This is a genomic window from Bacillus sp. CH30_1T (assembly GCF_008364765.1).
In the GTDB taxonomy this organism is placed as follows: domain Bacteria; phylum Bacillota; class Bacilli; order Bacillales; family Bacillaceae_B; genus Rossellomorea.
The window spans coordinates 120,275-134,164 of the sequence record NZ_VTUY01000004.1 but is presented as its reverse complement, the minus strand read 5'-3'; the positions used below and the strand labels follow the sequence as shown (position 1 = coordinate 134,164).

At 39.7% G+C, this 13,890-nt stretch carries 16 protein-coding genes; all 16 read right to left on the bottom strand.

Annotation, left to right across the window (positions count from 1 at the left end; all coding sequences use genetic code 11):
- Nucleotides 1-9: 9 nt before the first annotated feature.
- Nucleotides 10-396, bottom strand: coding sequence for a TIGR02530 family flagellar biosynthesis protein (locus F0342_RS08325; protein WP_149155512.1), 387 nt, complete (start codon nucleotides 394-396; stop codon nucleotides 10-12).
- Nucleotides 397-408: 12 nt separating this feature from the next.
- A complete protein-coding gene (gene flgD / locus F0342_RS08320; protein ID WP_149155511.1) occupies nucleotides 409-1,041 on the bottom strand; it encodes a flagellar hook assembly protein FlgD in 633 nt (210 codons plus the stop codon).
- Between the two features lie 8 nt (nucleotides 1,042-1,049).
- Entirely contained in the window at nucleotides 1,050-2,297 is a 1,248-nt protein-coding gene (locus F0342_RS08315) for a flagellar hook-length control protein FliK (RefSeq protein ID WP_149155510.1), read from the bottom strand.
- Between the two features lie 29 nt (nucleotides 2,298-2,326).
- Complete coding sequence (locus tag F0342_RS08310) at nucleotides 2,327-2,917, bottom strand: MotE family protein (protein ID WP_149155509.1); 591 nt, start codon at nucleotides 2,915-2,917, stop codon at nucleotides 2,327-2,329.
- 4 nt (nucleotides 2,918-2,921) lie between these two features.
- Nucleotides 2,922-3,368, bottom strand: a complete 447-nt coding sequence (fliJ, locus tag F0342_RS08305) for a flagellar export protein FliJ (protein WP_149155508.1) — start codon at nucleotides 3,366-3,368, stop codon at nucleotides 2,922-2,924.
- Complete coding sequence (fliI, locus tag F0342_RS08300) at nucleotides 3,365-4,693, bottom strand: flagellar protein export ATPase FliI (protein ID WP_149155507.1); 1,329 nt, start codon at nucleotides 4,691-4,693, stop codon at nucleotides 3,365-3,367. The genes fliJ and fliI overlap by 4 nt, the downstream gene beginning before the upstream one ends.
- Entirely contained in the window at nucleotides 4,690-5,466 is a 777-nt protein-coding gene (gene fliH / locus F0342_RS08295) for a flagellar assembly protein FliH (protein WP_188048457.1), read from the bottom strand. Before fliH ends, fliI begins: the two co-directional genes overlap by 4 nt.
- A complete protein-coding gene (gene fliG / locus F0342_RS08290) occupies nucleotides 5,459-6,478 on the bottom strand; it encodes a flagellar motor switch protein FliG (protein ID WP_149155505.1) in 1,020 nt (339 codons plus the stop codon). Before fliG ends, fliH begins: the two co-directional genes overlap by 8 nt.
- A gap of 5 nt (nucleotides 6,479-6,483) precedes the next feature.
- A complete protein-coding gene (gene fliF / locus F0342_RS08285) occupies nucleotides 6,484-8,082 on the bottom strand; it encodes a flagellar basal-body MS-ring/collar protein FliF (RefSeq protein ID WP_149155504.1) in 1,599 nt (532 codons plus the stop codon).
- 33 nt (nucleotides 8,083-8,115) lie between these two features.
- Nucleotides 8,116-8,421, bottom strand: coding sequence for a flagellar hook-basal body complex protein FliE (gene fliE, locus F0342_RS08280; protein ID WP_149155503.1), 306 nt, complete (start codon nucleotides 8,419-8,421; stop codon nucleotides 8,116-8,118).
- Between the two features lie 17 nt (nucleotides 8,422-8,438).
- Entirely contained in the window at nucleotides 8,439-8,900 is a 462-nt protein-coding gene (gene flgC / locus F0342_RS08275; RefSeq protein ID WP_149155502.1) for a flagellar basal body rod protein FlgC, read from the bottom strand.
- Between the two features lie 2 nt (nucleotides 8,901-8,902).
- Nucleotides 8,903-9,292: a flagellar basal body rod protein FlgB gene (gene flgB / locus F0342_RS08270; protein ID WP_149156055.1), complete on the bottom strand. Its 390-nt coding sequence runs from the start codon at nucleotides 9,290-9,292 to the stop codon at nucleotides 8,903-8,905.
- A gap of 756 nt (nucleotides 9,293-10,048) precedes the next feature.
- Complete coding sequence (codY, locus tag F0342_RS08265) at nucleotides 10,049-10,828, bottom strand: GTP-sensing pleiotropic transcriptional regulator CodY (RefSeq protein WP_149155501.1); 780 nt, start codon at nucleotides 10,826-10,828, stop codon at nucleotides 10,049-10,051.
- Nucleotides 10,829-10,924: 96 nt separating this feature from the next.
- Entirely contained in the window at nucleotides 10,925-12,337 is a 1,413-nt protein-coding gene (gene hslU, locus F0342_RS08260) for an ATP-dependent protease ATPase subunit HslU (RefSeq protein WP_149156054.1), read from the bottom strand.
- A 70-nt stretch (nucleotides 12,338-12,407) separates the two neighbouring features.
- Nucleotides 12,408-12,950, bottom strand: coding sequence for an ATP-dependent protease subunit HslV (hslV, locus tag F0342_RS08255; protein WP_149155500.1), 543 nt, complete (start codon nucleotides 12,948-12,950; stop codon nucleotides 12,408-12,410).
- A 19-nt stretch (nucleotides 12,951-12,969) separates the two neighbouring features.
- A complete protein-coding gene (xerC, locus tag F0342_RS08250) occupies nucleotides 12,970-13,869 on the bottom strand; it encodes a tyrosine recombinase XerC (protein ID WP_149155499.1) in 900 nt (299 codons plus the stop codon).
- Nucleotides 13,870-13,890: the final 21 nt, after the last annotated feature.

The following is a 13,890-nucleotide window of genomic DNA, read 5'->3' as shown; positions in this document are numbered from 1 at the left end:
AGGTCCAGCCTATGAATCTATTAATATTGTTCCATTAATGTTGGTGAAAATCTGTGAATGTGCTTCCTCACGGTCTAAAGCAGTAATTACCGTTTTGTTTTTAGCACTTACGATTAACGCGGCGTCTTTCAAAATCACCAGTGAATCCCCGACACCCTTGGTTTTTGCTTCATTTATTTTCGCACTTATCTTCTCCCATGTTCGGGGAGAAATAGAAATCCCCCGTTGCTCCATCCTTACCTTTGCATGTTTGCTAATCTGTATGTGAGGTACATGTTGAATTGCCTTATCTAATTGGGCAGCAAATGATGATGCACTTGAAGGTTTAGAAATAGATTTCGTATTATTATTTGGTGCAATAGGTTGTGGTGAACGATGAAAGAATGTCTTTTCCATACAATCCACTCCCTAAGATTCAATTTTAATTAACTTATCACTGGAAATTTTGTCCCCTTCTTTTGTATGAAACCAAATGAGTGAATCTTTCTTTGAAACGGATTGAACGATTCCGCTCATCTCTCCATCTTCACTATTCCATGTTACGCTCTTTCCTATTAATAAAGATGCATTAACGAGAGAAGCTTCTGGGGTATCCGTCGTATTCACTTGTGAAATATTCCCGGGAGTCAGGATTGTTCCGTCCTCCATGATGAATTCAACAGAGTCACCTTTAAAGCGGACTCCTTTTACGAACCCCTGTCCTTCTTGTATTTCGGGTGCATCGCCTGCTTCTGATTCTATGATTTTATGCCATGTCACTTGTTTACCAACAAACTGATTGTAAGAGATCAATTGTGATTGACTTTGGTTATCCACAAATTTCTCCATTGTTTTCGTCAGGTTCGTCATCTGCTCTAATGATGAAAAGGTAGCCATTTGTGCGATGAAATCTTTGTCCTGCATCGGATTTAACGGGTCTTGATTCTGTAATTGAGTCATCAGTATTTTCAGGAAGTCATCTTTTCCCAAAATATCCTTACCGCCTTCACGTTGTTTTGTTTGGACGGTGGAATATAGTAAGCTCGGATCAATTTTCGTCATATTATCACCTATATTTCGGTATTTACGAGATAATCCTTAAAGGATTGAGTTCTTTCTTCATCCTGGCTTCCTCCCTGGTCGGGTTGATTCTGCCTTTGCTGTTGTGAGAACTGTTGTTGTGACTGCCCTTTAGATTGCCGCTCAGCATCTGTTAACGCCTGTGAGATTTCTATCTTCTCTACTTGAAGGTTCTGCGATGTAAACGCATGCTTTAATCCTTGAATTTGAGAATCAAGCATTTCTTTCGCAGTTGCCGTCGAAGCTAATATTTTTGCGGTCATCACTCCGTTTTGTTGTAGAAGTTCGATCCTTAATGAGCCCAGTTGCTCTGGATATAGCTTGATTAACAGCTTACTCATGCTCGGCTGTGACAGCATTTGAGATTTACTTATGATATTCTGAAATTCTTTCACAAATTGTTCATATTGAAGGGAGCGATTTGCAGATGAGAGACTCATGGAAACGGATTCTGTTTTCGGAAGAACAAAGTGTATATGGTTTGCCTGAATCGGTTGAATACTTTTCTTCTCCACTGTGACCCGTTCTGTTGAGGACTGCTTTTCCATTGTTTGCACAGGTGCCTGGCGGTGAAAAGCATCTTTTAATACCTGGGACCAATCCTTACTATGATTGAACTCCCTGGCCAAGGATGCATCTACACCCGCTTGAACCCTCTTCATCATGTCTTTTAGCTCGGACGTTTTTGATGCTTCCACCACAAGTAGGTCACGGTTAGTTGCCAAAAGTTCAATGACCTTTACAAGTCTGGTTACATCTTCTATTGGTCCTTTTCCACTTAAGACCCCCACCTCATTTTTTAATGCGGATTGCAGCAGTTGCATCGTTCCCAGCAGAATTTCATGAAGATCCTCTGCAATATCATCTGATGAAGGCAAGGATTGCTCAGTCCCAATAAGAGCAGATTGAAGCTCAGAAAAAAGTGTTATGACCGTTTCTTGATCCACACCAACTATTTCAGCGATTTGTTCAAAGTCAAGTTCCTTTAATCGGGATAAGTCTTCTAATTGTCCGCTTGATAGCCCAACTTCATCAAGCTCTGTTGCACGTAAGATGCCTGTCAGACTTACAAGAAGAGATAGTGTCTCGGGATGTTTTACTTCTTCCCTTTCAACAACATGATTCGATACAAATCCTAATAGTTTCGAAAACCCATCCATTTCTTTCTTGGAAAGCGTTGTTTCCTTGCTCATCCCAATGGGAGAGTTGGGAGCCTGGGTGCCTATTCCGATTTCCACTTTTTCACCTCCTCTCAAAACCTAGCCTATCATTCCACCGTAGAGAGCAGCTCCGTGTATCTGGCAGCATCTTCCGGGGGCATTTTTTCTAAAATATCTGCTAGAGTATCAGGTTTGATATTTGATAGAATCTTCATTGCTTCATCATCATCCATGTTCATCAGAACTGGAGCAGCACCCTTTGCTGACATGGATTCAAATGTATTGACTACCTCTTTAAAGGCCCGTTTGTTTTCTTCACCAATCTGCCGTAATTCTTCAAGCTCTTCTTTTTGCTGTTGAATGGTCGCTTGCAGTTGTTCTTTATCACTGTCTCTTTTATCTACTTCATTTTGAAGCTGGGCAATTTTCGCTTCTTGATCTTCGATTGAAGCTTGAAGTGAGACCATTCGCTCATGTAATTCGTCTGCTTCCCGGGCTTCATTTGAAGGAAGGATATTAGCCAGAAAAGGGATATCCGAGCTGAATGATTGCGCTTTTTCAAATACATTGATTCCTGCAGCTGTCATGATTACGAGAGAGAAGGTTATAGTAAACAAGAGAGGAATGAAAATGATAAACACAATTCTTTGAAAACGACTGGACTGATCTTTGTTTTCCTCTTCGATCACCTTTGCCATGAAATCACCTAACTCCCCGTTTCATATATTGAACGACTGATACTTCATCTAATTGTTTATTTTCCAATTGTTGATTAGTTTGTAAAAAGCGATGGAGATCGTTCTCTTTCATCTTTTCGTATTTCTTTACTTCTACGTTCATATCTACAAGTTTTTCTTCACACCAGTTCATCCGGTTCCTTGCTTGTATCACCAGGTCCTGGTAATAAGAAATAGTTCTTTCAAGATTGGTGAGGAACTGTTGATGATGACGAATATGTTGTACAGATAAACCATTTTGCAACTTGGTTTCTTGATGCATTTCGAGAGTTTCTTTCTTTTTCAGAAACTCATAAAGCTTCTCGGCAACTTTTTCAAACTTTTCAATGGAACCCCTGTACATTTCCTGCACTTCATCTTTTTCTTTTTCCTTTAACGTTAAAATACGTTGAAACCTGTATTGATAACTCACTCGATCCATCCACCTTTTTCCGAAAGCATAATAAGTCCATCAACACTTGCAGGGAGAGAAACCTGTTCGTATACTCCCTGTTTCAAGAAGGAGATGATACCTGGATAGTATTGGATGGCTTCATCTACCTCACGGGAAGTACCCTTTTTATAAGCACCAATCTGGATAAGATCCTCAGAGTTCATATAAGTACTTAATAACTCTCTTATTCTCGTAGCGGCATGTAAATGTTCCATAGATGCCAGATGATTCATTAACCTGCTCACACTTTTTAAAATATTGATAGCCGGATATTGACCTCTGTTTGCGATTTGACGGTCAAGCACAATGTGACCATCCAGTATCCCCCTAACCGTGTCTGAAATAGGCTCATTTAAATCATCACCATCAACCAACACGGTGTAAAATGCTGTTATGCTCCCGAGTACATTAGTACCTGTTCTTTCTAATAGTTTCGGTAAAATAGCAAATACAGATGGCGTGTAACCTTTAGTGGTCGGTGGTTCCCCGACCGCCAATCCGATTTCCCTCTGAGCCATCGCTACCCGTGTCGCGGAATCCATCATGAGCATGACGTTCATTCCTTTATCTCGAAAATATTCTGCAATGGCAGTCGCCGTAAAGGCTCCTTTAATCCTCATTAGTGCAGGTTGATCTGATGTGGCAGCCACAACAATAGTTCTCTTTAATCCTTCTTCTCCTAAATCTCTTTCAATAAATTCCCTTACTTCCCTGCCCCTCTCACCGATTAACGCAATTACATTTAAATCCGCTTTCGTGTTTCGGGCAATCATTCCAAGCAGTGTACTTTTTCCTACCCCACTTCCAGCGAATATACCGACCCTTTGACCTTTCCCTACAGTCAGCATGCTGTCGATGGCTTTTACACCAACCTCCATTTTTTCGTTAATGGGCGGTCTTGATAAAGGATTGGGAGGGTCTTGTTCTGTATATGTCGTACTTAAACCATTCGGTAAGTGACTTCCATCGAGTGGGTGTCCCAGGGAATCTATCACCTTCCCTATTAAAGATGGACCAATTTTGATTTCTAATGACTTCGCGGTACCTTCTACTAAACTGCCGGGAGAAATATCCTGCATATTGGTATAGGGCATGAGGATCACTAAATCATCATTAAACCCTACCACTTCTGCTAGAATAACTTTTTGTTTGCCTCGGGAGAAAATATGAATATGACAGACTTCACCTACTGAACTTTCAGGTCCTTGAGATTCGATCATTAACCCGACAACCCGCTTTACCTTTCCAAACTTTTTGAAAGTTGGAATCTGGGGGATATGGTGAATTAGATCTGCTGCTTTCATTCAACATCACCTTCCAGAAAATGAAGAAGCTTCTGCTTTAACTCTCTTAATTGGGAGTCCACACTCACAATGACACGACCCTGGTTGGTTTCTATATAACATTCCTCAGGTCGAAGATCATCATTTGCATAGATAAAGCACTGAACATCCGTGGGGAACATGACTTCAAGCTCATTTTTATTTTCAACTAAAAGCTTATGCTTAGTCGGATGAACATGAATTTGAATGTGAGGCAGATCCCTTACCTCCTTTAATCCCCGTTCCACGATCGAAAAGAAATGATCGGGTTCTTCCTGGAGTTTCCGATTCATGATCTTCTCAGCACATGTAATCCCTAAGCTGACAATGACTTTCTCTGCATTTTGAATATAGTCTTGATACTGTTGTTTATTTCTCTCAGTCATCTCATTGGCTTCCGTCAGTCGCTGATGATATTCTTGATAACCTTTGTTTCTACCCTCTTCTTCTCCTTGAAGAAATCCGGCATTATAGGCTTCCTGCATGAGTTGTTCGCGTTCGACCAACCACTTTTCTTTCTCACGTTCAATCTGTCTTTGAGCATGGAAAGTCATCTCTTTCGCTTCTTCGATTATTCGAGCCGCTTTATCATTCGCTTCATCTATAATGTGATTTCCCACGGCCGTTCCGTTCATTTCTAAGTTATTGTGTTCATGTTGCTTGAATTCTTCTATTGTTTTCACCCTTTTAAGGGATATCAGTTTTTTATTTTCATCAATGGTTCGCGCAATGGAGGATTTAATGATTCTAGACAATAATATCGTCTCCTCCACCACGGGCTATGATGATTTCACCGGAATCCTCTAACCTTCTTATCACCGCTACAATCCGTGACTGTGCTTCTTCTACATCCCGTAATCGAACCGGCCCCATGAATTCCATTTCCTCTTTGAGGGTTTCCACCATGCGATTAGACATGTTTCTAAATACCACTTCTTTCACCTCATCACTTGATACTTTAAGGGACAGGAGCAGATCTTCGTTATCACAATCGCGAATGACACGTTGAATGGAACGCCCATCAAGGGTGACAATGTCTTCAAACACAAACATTCTCTTCTTAATTTCCTCAGCTAATTCAGGATCTTGTATTTCTAATGCATCCAGAATGGTTTTCTCCGTAGAACGATCTACCCCATTCAGCACTTCCACTACCGCTTCAACTCCACCCGTCTGCGTATAATCCTGGGTCACAGTAGCCGAAAGCTTTCTTTCAAGGATAGCTTCCACTTCACTTATCACTTCCGGGGAAGTTCCATCCATGATTGCGATTCTCCTGGCAATATCTGCTTGAACTTCTTGAGGAAGTTCAGAAAGTATTTGGCCTGCTTGCTGTGGTTCAAGATAAGATAGAATTAATGAAATGGTTTGAGGGTGTTCGTTTTGTATAAAGTTGAGAATTTGAGCAGCATCGGCTCTCCGTGCAAAGTCAAAAGGCTTTACTTGTAAAGACGAAGTTAACCGGTTAATGATCGCCAATGCTTGTTCTGATCCAAGTGCTTTTTCTAATACTGTTTTGGCATAGCCAATTCCGCCCTGGGAGATATAATCTTGAGCAATGGCGATATGGTGAAATTCTTCTAAGATATCCTCTTTCGCTTCAGTCTCCACCTTTTTGACTCCGGATATCTCTAACGTTAACTTCTCGATTTCTTCTTCTGATAAATGCTTGTATACTGATGCGGATACATCAGGACCAAGAGAGATCAGGAGGATGGCTGCTTTCTGTTTTCCCGTTAAACCTTTCTCTCTTCTAACCACATTCATCCCTCCTAATCCTCTGATAACCAGGTCCGTAATAATTTTGCAAATTCTTCAGGCTTTTCTTTGGCCATTTTTTCAAGTTGTTTCCGGCGAATCGTTCCTTCTGTTTCTTCTTTAGGCTCAATTTCCGGTATATGGACAGGCTCTCTTGTTTCTTCGTATGACATTTCTTCTATTTTTTCTTTCTTTCTAGAACGAACCAGGAAAAATACCAGCAGTAGAATGACAATAAGAAGAATTCCACCAATCACATAGGTCCACCATGGGAGAACAGATTTCTCTTCAGATGCCATATCGACTTTCCCATTAAATGGTTGAACCGAGACGATCACTTTGTCTTCTATTGCTTCGTCTGTCAATTCAGGATTGGCTTCCTTATCAATGGAAGTTCTTACAATGGTCGATAATACTTGGCGGATATCATCCACCCTGTCTTGTGGCAGGGAATTAACCTCATCAGGATTTGGCGGTTCCACCATAACCTGAATCCCAAGATCCCTTATTTTATATGGGCTCTCAACTACTTCTTTACGGATACGATTGACTTCATTGTTAATCGTTTCCTCCATTCGTTCATAATCACCATTTGATTCTGAACTGGAACCATAAGTATCCCCTGTATTTGTTGGCTCATTAACATCACCGGCTCCAGGTGTCCCACCAGGGTTTGCCCCTTCGCCTGAGAAAGTTTCAGTAATGCGCTGTGCGCTTACGGCTATTCCTTCCATATTTTCTTCATCCACTGGTGTAACAAGGACTTCTTCACGGTTTTCCTGGGTAAAGTCTATATCAGTTGAAACCGATACAACCACTTTGTTATATCCAATCAATGTGCCTAACATATTCTGAACTTGACGTTGTATATCACGTTCAATTTCTTTCTTGACATCCATTTGTTGAGCAAAGTTGCCTCCGCCCATGGAATTATTTTGAGCTTCCAAGTCAAAATACTCAAAAAATTGATTCATGATGACGATATTCTCTGTAGGGAGATCAGGAACACTTTTGGAAACCAGATGGTAAAGTGATTTAATCTGCTTTTGATCAAATGTGAAACCAGGATTTGTATTTAATACAATCGAAGCTGATGCTTGTTGAATGTCATCATTTAAGAAAACCTGCTTTTCTGGAAGATTGATCATGACTTTAGCATCCTGTACCCCTTCGATTCCTTTCATGAGTTGAGCAAGTTCTGTTTGCATCGCATCCAGCTTCAACACATTAAATTCATTATCAGTCATACCAAATCCAGCATTTTGACTGAAAAAGGAGTAATCAATACTCCCCGAGTTAGGAATTCCTTCTGCAGCCAATTCAACCTTCAATGTATCTACTTGTTCTTTAGGAACCATGATGGTTGATCCACCATCGGATATCTCCGATTGGATTCCTCTACCATCGAGATTTTCTTTTATCGCTCCCGTTTCTGAAGGTGATAAATTACTGTATAGGGGAACAAGAGTCGTTCTTGTTGCAAAGAAGCTCAAAGCACTAATCAGAATGACTGTAATCAGAAAGGCTGCTCCCATACTTATTTTCTGTTTTTTTGTTCTGCTTGCCCAATAAGACTTTATCTGTTCTATATATTTCTTAAACGATTCATTCATTACAATCCTCCGGTACATGACTGAATGAGTCTACTACATTGGCATTCTCATTATTTCTTGGTAGGCTTCTACTACTTTGTTACGCACTTCCATGGTCGTTTGCAATGTGATGCTTGCTTTTTGTGAAGCGATCATCACTTGATGAAGATCAACATTTTCTCCCCGTACAAGCTTCTCGGTCATTTGATCTGATTGAACTTGCATAGAATTCACTTCGTCAATGGACTGTTTAAGTAATTGACTGAAATTCTCCGTAGCTTCTGAAGGGGATACATTTTTTTTTGCAATTGACGGACTAAAAACTCCAGGATTAATCGAACCTATATTATGTATTGCCATAAATCTATAACCTCTTTCTATTTACCGATTTCCAATGATTTCATTAACATCGCTTTATTCGCATTAAATACGGTTACGTTTGCTTCATATGAGCGAGTGGCCGAAATAAGGTCAACCATTTCCCTTAATGGATCAACATTGGGCAGATGCACATACCCCTCGCCATTCGCATCAGGATGTTCTGGATCGTACACCATTTTAAATGGTGTTTCGTCATCTTCTTCGATTCTGGAAACCTTTACTCCGCTTCCAACATTGTGATTGTTTCTTGTGTTCATGGCTTTATTTAAAAATGATGAAAATTGATTTTCCTTAGGTGCCATTACAACAGATTTTCTTTTATATGGCTGCCATTCTCCTCCAACCATTTCTCCTCTTGTTGTGTCTGCATTGGCCATGTTTGATGAAATGACATCCATTCTTAAGCGCTGGGCAGTAAGGGCAGATGCTGTCGTATTCATACTTGTAAATATCGCCATGATTATTTACCACCCCTTACAACCGTTTGAAGACTGTTAAACTTACCATTTATTCGATCTGTTAAGGCATTAAAATAGATTTGATTCGAAGCCATTTCTGACATTTCCTGATCTAAATCCACACCATTCCCATTGTGATTATATTGATAAGTTGTTTTTGTTTTAACTGCTGGATGTTGACTACTTGAGTGAAAGGTGAAATGTCGTTGATCCGTTTTTTTTGCCTCAAGTTGTTGAACTGAATGGTCTAGCATTGTCTTAAACTCTACTTCTTTTGCTTTATAATTTGGAGTGTCGACATTAGCGATATTTTGAGAGATCACTTTTTGATTTAACGAGGCGTAATTCAGTCCTCTTTCCAGAGTTGTGAAAGTGTTGGAAAATAATTTCACTTTAGGCACCTCTATCCGTTTTTTTGACAAGATACTACTATTTTTTACAAATTTAGCATACAACAGTATTTATTGTAATGTTTAGCAAGATTAGTGTCTATGAATATTCCGTAAATTTTCAAGAATGAGGGCGAAATTCAAAGAATTCGTGACTTTTAATCTATATTTAACCCTTAAATTACCAAGGATATTTTACCAATTTAATGTGAATTATTCTAGTTTTATTACATATATGTTACACATACATATATTTGCCCGATTCGCTTTGATATGAATGAAATCCATCGTTATTGCGTTCAAGATGGTTTATTCACCTTATTTCACTCTTTTGCACACGAAAACATCACCTTCCAAGAGGCGAATGTCATCATTTTACTCACTCTGTCATCTAAATTTATTAAATTGTCGAAAATAGTCGTAACATTGTTGTAACCTTATTGTACTATTCGTGCCATATATGACAATACCATATGAAAGATTACCAATAGTCCATTAGACTTATTTTCCCTAAACAATCAGACATTTTCGCCCTTTTGTACTACAAAAGCGGAGGGGCTTTGTCCAGAGGCGACAAGCATAACCCAAGCCCACCGGAAAGGCGCACTTTGCCTTTTTGGTGGACTTGGGTTATGACCTCGAGCCTCTAAGCCCCAGAGCTGGATGACACAAAAGCGGAGGGGCGGCTTCAGAGCAAGCATTATGGTAACCAAATAAAAAAGCTGTTCCCCATTTAACAGGGAACAGCTTTTCATTGGATTAATTTGTACGGAGCTTATCTAACTCAACTAGGAATTTATTGTTTAATACTTTAATGTAAGTACCTTTCATTCCCAGGGAACGAGACTCAATTACTCCCGCACTTTCTAATTTACGAAGAGCATTGACGATTACTGAACGGGTAATTCCCACTCTATCGGCAATTTTAGAAGCAACCAAAAGACCTTCATTACCATTTAACTCTTCAAAGATATGCTCAATCGCTTCAAGCTCACTGTATGATAAAGAACTGATCGCCATTTGCACGACAGCCTTGCTTCTAGCTTCCACTTCAATTTCTTCCGCTTTTTCACGAAGAATTTCCATTCCTACTACTGTTGCACCATATTCACCCAGGATGAGATCATCATCTTCGAAGCTTGCTTCAAGACGGGCAAGAATCAATGTACCCAGTCTCTCACCTCCACCAATAATAGGAACGATTGTCGTCAGCCCATTTTTGAAGAATTCTCTATTTTCAACAGGGAAAGCAGTATATTCACTGTTAACATCCAGGTTTGGAGAAGTTTCTTGAACATTAAACAGGTTTTGAGTATACTCCTCAGGGAATTGACGATCAGCAAGCATTTGTTTCATTCGCTCATTTTCAATTTGCTGATTAATGGCGTAGCCAAGTAATTTCCCTCGGCGACTTACAACGAATACATTTGCTTCAATGACCTTGCTAAGTGTTTCTGACATTTCTTTAAAGTTTACTGGTTTACCCGCTGCTTTTTGCAGCATAGCATTAATTGTTCTTGTTTTACCTAATAAATTCATTACATTTCCTCCTACTACAACTTAAGTGTATCTATTATTAAATTTTGTATTCTGATTGATTCATCTATCTTTACCCAATAGAATGAAGGTGAAAACTTATAGAATAAACTGACTCAGATCCTTATTCTTTGCAATGGCGCCTAACTTATCATCCACGTACTTAGGTGTGATATTAATCGTTTCCAATGTAATATCCGGAGCTTCAAAGGAAAGGTCCTCGAGAAGTTTTTCCATAATGGTATGAAGTCTTCTCGCTCCAATATTATCCGTGTTCTGGTTTACATCATAGGCAATTTCAGCAAGTCTACGAATAGCATCGTCAGAAAATTCAATTTGTATACCTTCTGTTTCCATTAAAGCAATATATTGTTTAATGATTGCGTTATCAGGTTCAACGAGTATACGCACAAAGTCTTCTGTAGATAGCTTCTGAAGTTCCACTCTGATTGGGAAACGTCCTTGTAATTCCGGAATAAGATCAGATGGTTTACTCATGTGAAAAGCACCTGCCGCAATGAAAAGCACATGATCAGTTTTTACCGAACCATGCTTTGTGACGATCGTAGATCCTTCTACAACAGGAAGGATGTCACGCTGAACCCCTTCCCTCGAAACGTCGGCAGAAGATTGGCCAGAGCTCTTGCTTGCTATTTTATCAATCTCATCGATAAAGATGATTCCTGATTGTTCTGCACGCACGATTGCCTCCTGGGTTACTTCATCCATATCAATAAGCTTTTGAGCTTCCTCATTTGTAAGAACGACTCTCGCTTCTTTCACCTTTAATTTACGTTTTTTCTTTTTCTTTGGCATAAAGTTGCTCATAGCATCCTGCATATTCATGCCCATTTGTTCCATACCGGAGCCTTGAAGCATATCGAACATGGAGGGCTGCTGCTCTTCTACTTCAATCGTGATGAACTCCTCTTCAAGTTCACCATTTTGAAGCCTTGTTTCCACTCTGCGCCTTTGCTCTCGAAGGGAAATCTCTTCTTGCTTTTCTTCCTCTTCTTCCGAAGTGTCCTGAGTCTGATTACCACCAAAGATCATCTCAAATGGGTTTTTGTAAGAAGTGGACTTTTTCTTAGATGGTACAACGAGTTCCACTAAGCGGCGGTTGGCATTTTCAGCTGCTCTTTCACGCACCCCTACCATTTTCTCCTCTTTCACCAGGCGGACAGACGTTTCGACTAAATCTCTCACCATTGATTCCACATCGCGTCCAACATAACCGACTTCAGTAAACTTAGTAGCCTCTACTTTTACAAAAGGAGCTCTGACAAGCTTCGCAATCCTTCTGGCAATCTCTGTTTTCCCGACCCCGGTTGGTCCCATCATTAAAATGTTCTTTGGAATCACTTCATCCTTTAATACATCAGAAAGAAGGCTACGTCGATATCGATTTCGTAATGCAACAGCGACCGCTCTCTTTGCATCTTTCTGTCCTACAATATATTGATCGAGACGTTCAACAATTTGCCTTGGAGTTAAGTGATCAGTACTCTTCATCAAATGGCACACTCCTTACTTTCCCTATAGTGTAAAAAGAATATAAAAATTTCAATCTGATGATTAATGTTTACAGCTCTTCAACAATAATTTGGTTATTTGTATATACACATATATCAGCAGCAATTTGTAAGGAAGACTGAGCGATTTCTCTTGCAGATAAATGGTCACCTGCGTATTGTTTTAAAGCTCTTCCAGCTGATAATGCATAATTACCACCTGATCCAATGGCTAAAATCCCATCGTCCGGTTCAATGACTTCACCAGTCCCGGAAATTAGCAATAAGTGATTTTCATCCATTACAATCAACATGGCTTCAAGCTTTCTTAAGACTTTGTCGCTCCTCCACTCTTTAGCTAATTCAACAGCTGCTCTCGGGAGATTCCCATTAAATTCCTGAAGTTTCCCTTCGAATTTTTCTGATAATGTGAATGCGTCGGCAACAGATCCGGCAAAACCTGCTAATACTTTGCCATTAAATAGCTTCCGGACTTTTTTTGCTGTATGCTTCATCACAACTGTATTACCAAATGTCACCTGTCCGTCCCCGGACATCGCACATTGGCCTTCATGCTGTACGGCAAAAATAGTGGTTGCGTGGAATTGTTCCATATCCTGACCTCCAACTCTTCTAAGCACGTGGATGATGTGCCAAATATGTTTTTCTCAACTGATCCTTCGATACATGAGTATATACTTGAGTTGATGATAACTGTGAGTGTCCAAGAAGTTCCTGAACCGTTCTTAAATCGGCACCATTATTAAGTAAATGCGTGGCAAACGTATGTCTTAACATATGGGGATGGATTTTTCCGGTCAAGGAAGCTTTCTCGATAATCCTATTTAAGATAAGACGTATCCCTCTTTGGGTTAATGCTCCGCCACGATGATTGACCAACAATTGGGAATGAGTTTGATTCTTCATTAACTTAGGCCGGGACTCTGTTATGTATTGTTCTATAGCATCGTGAGCAAAGCTTCCAAATGGTACATATCTCTCTTTGTTACCCTTACCTTTTACAAGTATTGTAGAAAGCACTAAATCTACGTCCTTCAATCGTATGCTTGTGCATTCACTTACGCGGATACCCGTAGCATACAAAAGTTCAAAGATGGCCCGGTTGCGAATATCTAATGGCTTGTCGCCTCCGCACGCTTCTAACAATGCTTGTATTTCTTCCTCATAAAAAAATTTAGGCAATCGCTGTTCTTTTTTAGGAAGATTCACAAAGGAAAATGGGTTATCGGTGAGCTGCTTTTCCCGATTTAAGTAACGATAGAAACTTCTTAAACTGGATACCTTCCTTGAAATGGAAGATCTCATTAAACCATGATCATGCAGCTTAGTTAAAAAAAGTCTCGCATCAGAATACTCGACATCTTTTAATGAACTTAAACCTTGTTCTTTCATAAATACGTAGAACTCTTCAATATCATGACGATATTGTTCAAAAGTATGAGCAGAATAATGCTTTTCTATTTGTATATATTCAGTAAAAGATTGTAATTGTTCATGTAATTGATTTTTCATTTTTAACACCTCACAAGGGCT

What these genes read in the sequence shown, in the direction of transcription:
- hslV (WP_149155500.1), bottom strand. Translation starts at nt 12,950, where the DNA reads ATGGAACAATTCCACGCAACCACTATTTTTGCCGTACAGCATGAAGGC.
- F0342_RS08325 (WP_149155512.1), bottom strand. Translation starts at nt 396, where the DNA reads ATGGAAAAGACATTCTTTCATCGTTCACCACAACCTATTGCACCAAAT.
- fliF (WP_149155504.1), bottom strand. Translation starts at nt 8,082, where the DNA reads ATGAATGAATCGTTTAAGAAATATATAGAACAGATAAAGTCTTATTGG.
- xerC (WP_149155499.1), bottom strand. Translation starts at nt 13,869, where the DNA reads ATGAAAAATCAATTACATGAACAATTACAATCTTTTACTGAATATATA.
- fliG (WP_149155505.1), bottom strand. Translation starts at nt 6,478, where the DNA reads ATGAATGTGGTTAGAAGAGAGAAAGGTTTAACGGGAAAACAGAAAGCA.
- F0342_RS08310 (WP_149155509.1), bottom strand. Translation starts at nt 2,917, where the DNA reads ATGGCAAAGGTGATCGAAGAGGAAAACAAAGATCAGTCCAGTCGTTTT.
- hslU (WP_149156054.1), bottom strand. Translation starts at nt 12,337, where the DNA reads ATGAAGAGTACTGATCACTTAACTCCAAGGCAAATTGTTGAACGTCTC.
- fliE (WP_149155503.1), bottom strand. Translation starts at nt 8,421, where the DNA reads ATGGCAATACATAATATAGGTTCGATTAATCCTGGAGTTTTTAGTCCG.
- flgC (WP_149155502.1), bottom strand. Translation starts at nt 8,900, where the DNA reads ATGGCGATATTTACAAGTATGAATACGACAGCATCTGCCCTTACTGCC.
- flgD (WP_149155511.1), bottom strand. Translation starts at nt 1,041, where the DNA reads ATGACGAAAATTGATCCGAGCTTACTATATTCCACCGTCCAAACAAAA.
- fliI (WP_149155507.1), bottom strand. Translation starts at nt 4,693, where the DNA reads ATGAAAGCAGCAGATCTAATTCACCATATCCCCCAGATTCCAACTTTC.
- codY (WP_149155501.1), bottom strand. Translation starts at nt 10,828, where the DNA reads ATGAATTTATTAGGTAAAACAAGAACAATTAATGCTATGCTGCAAAAA.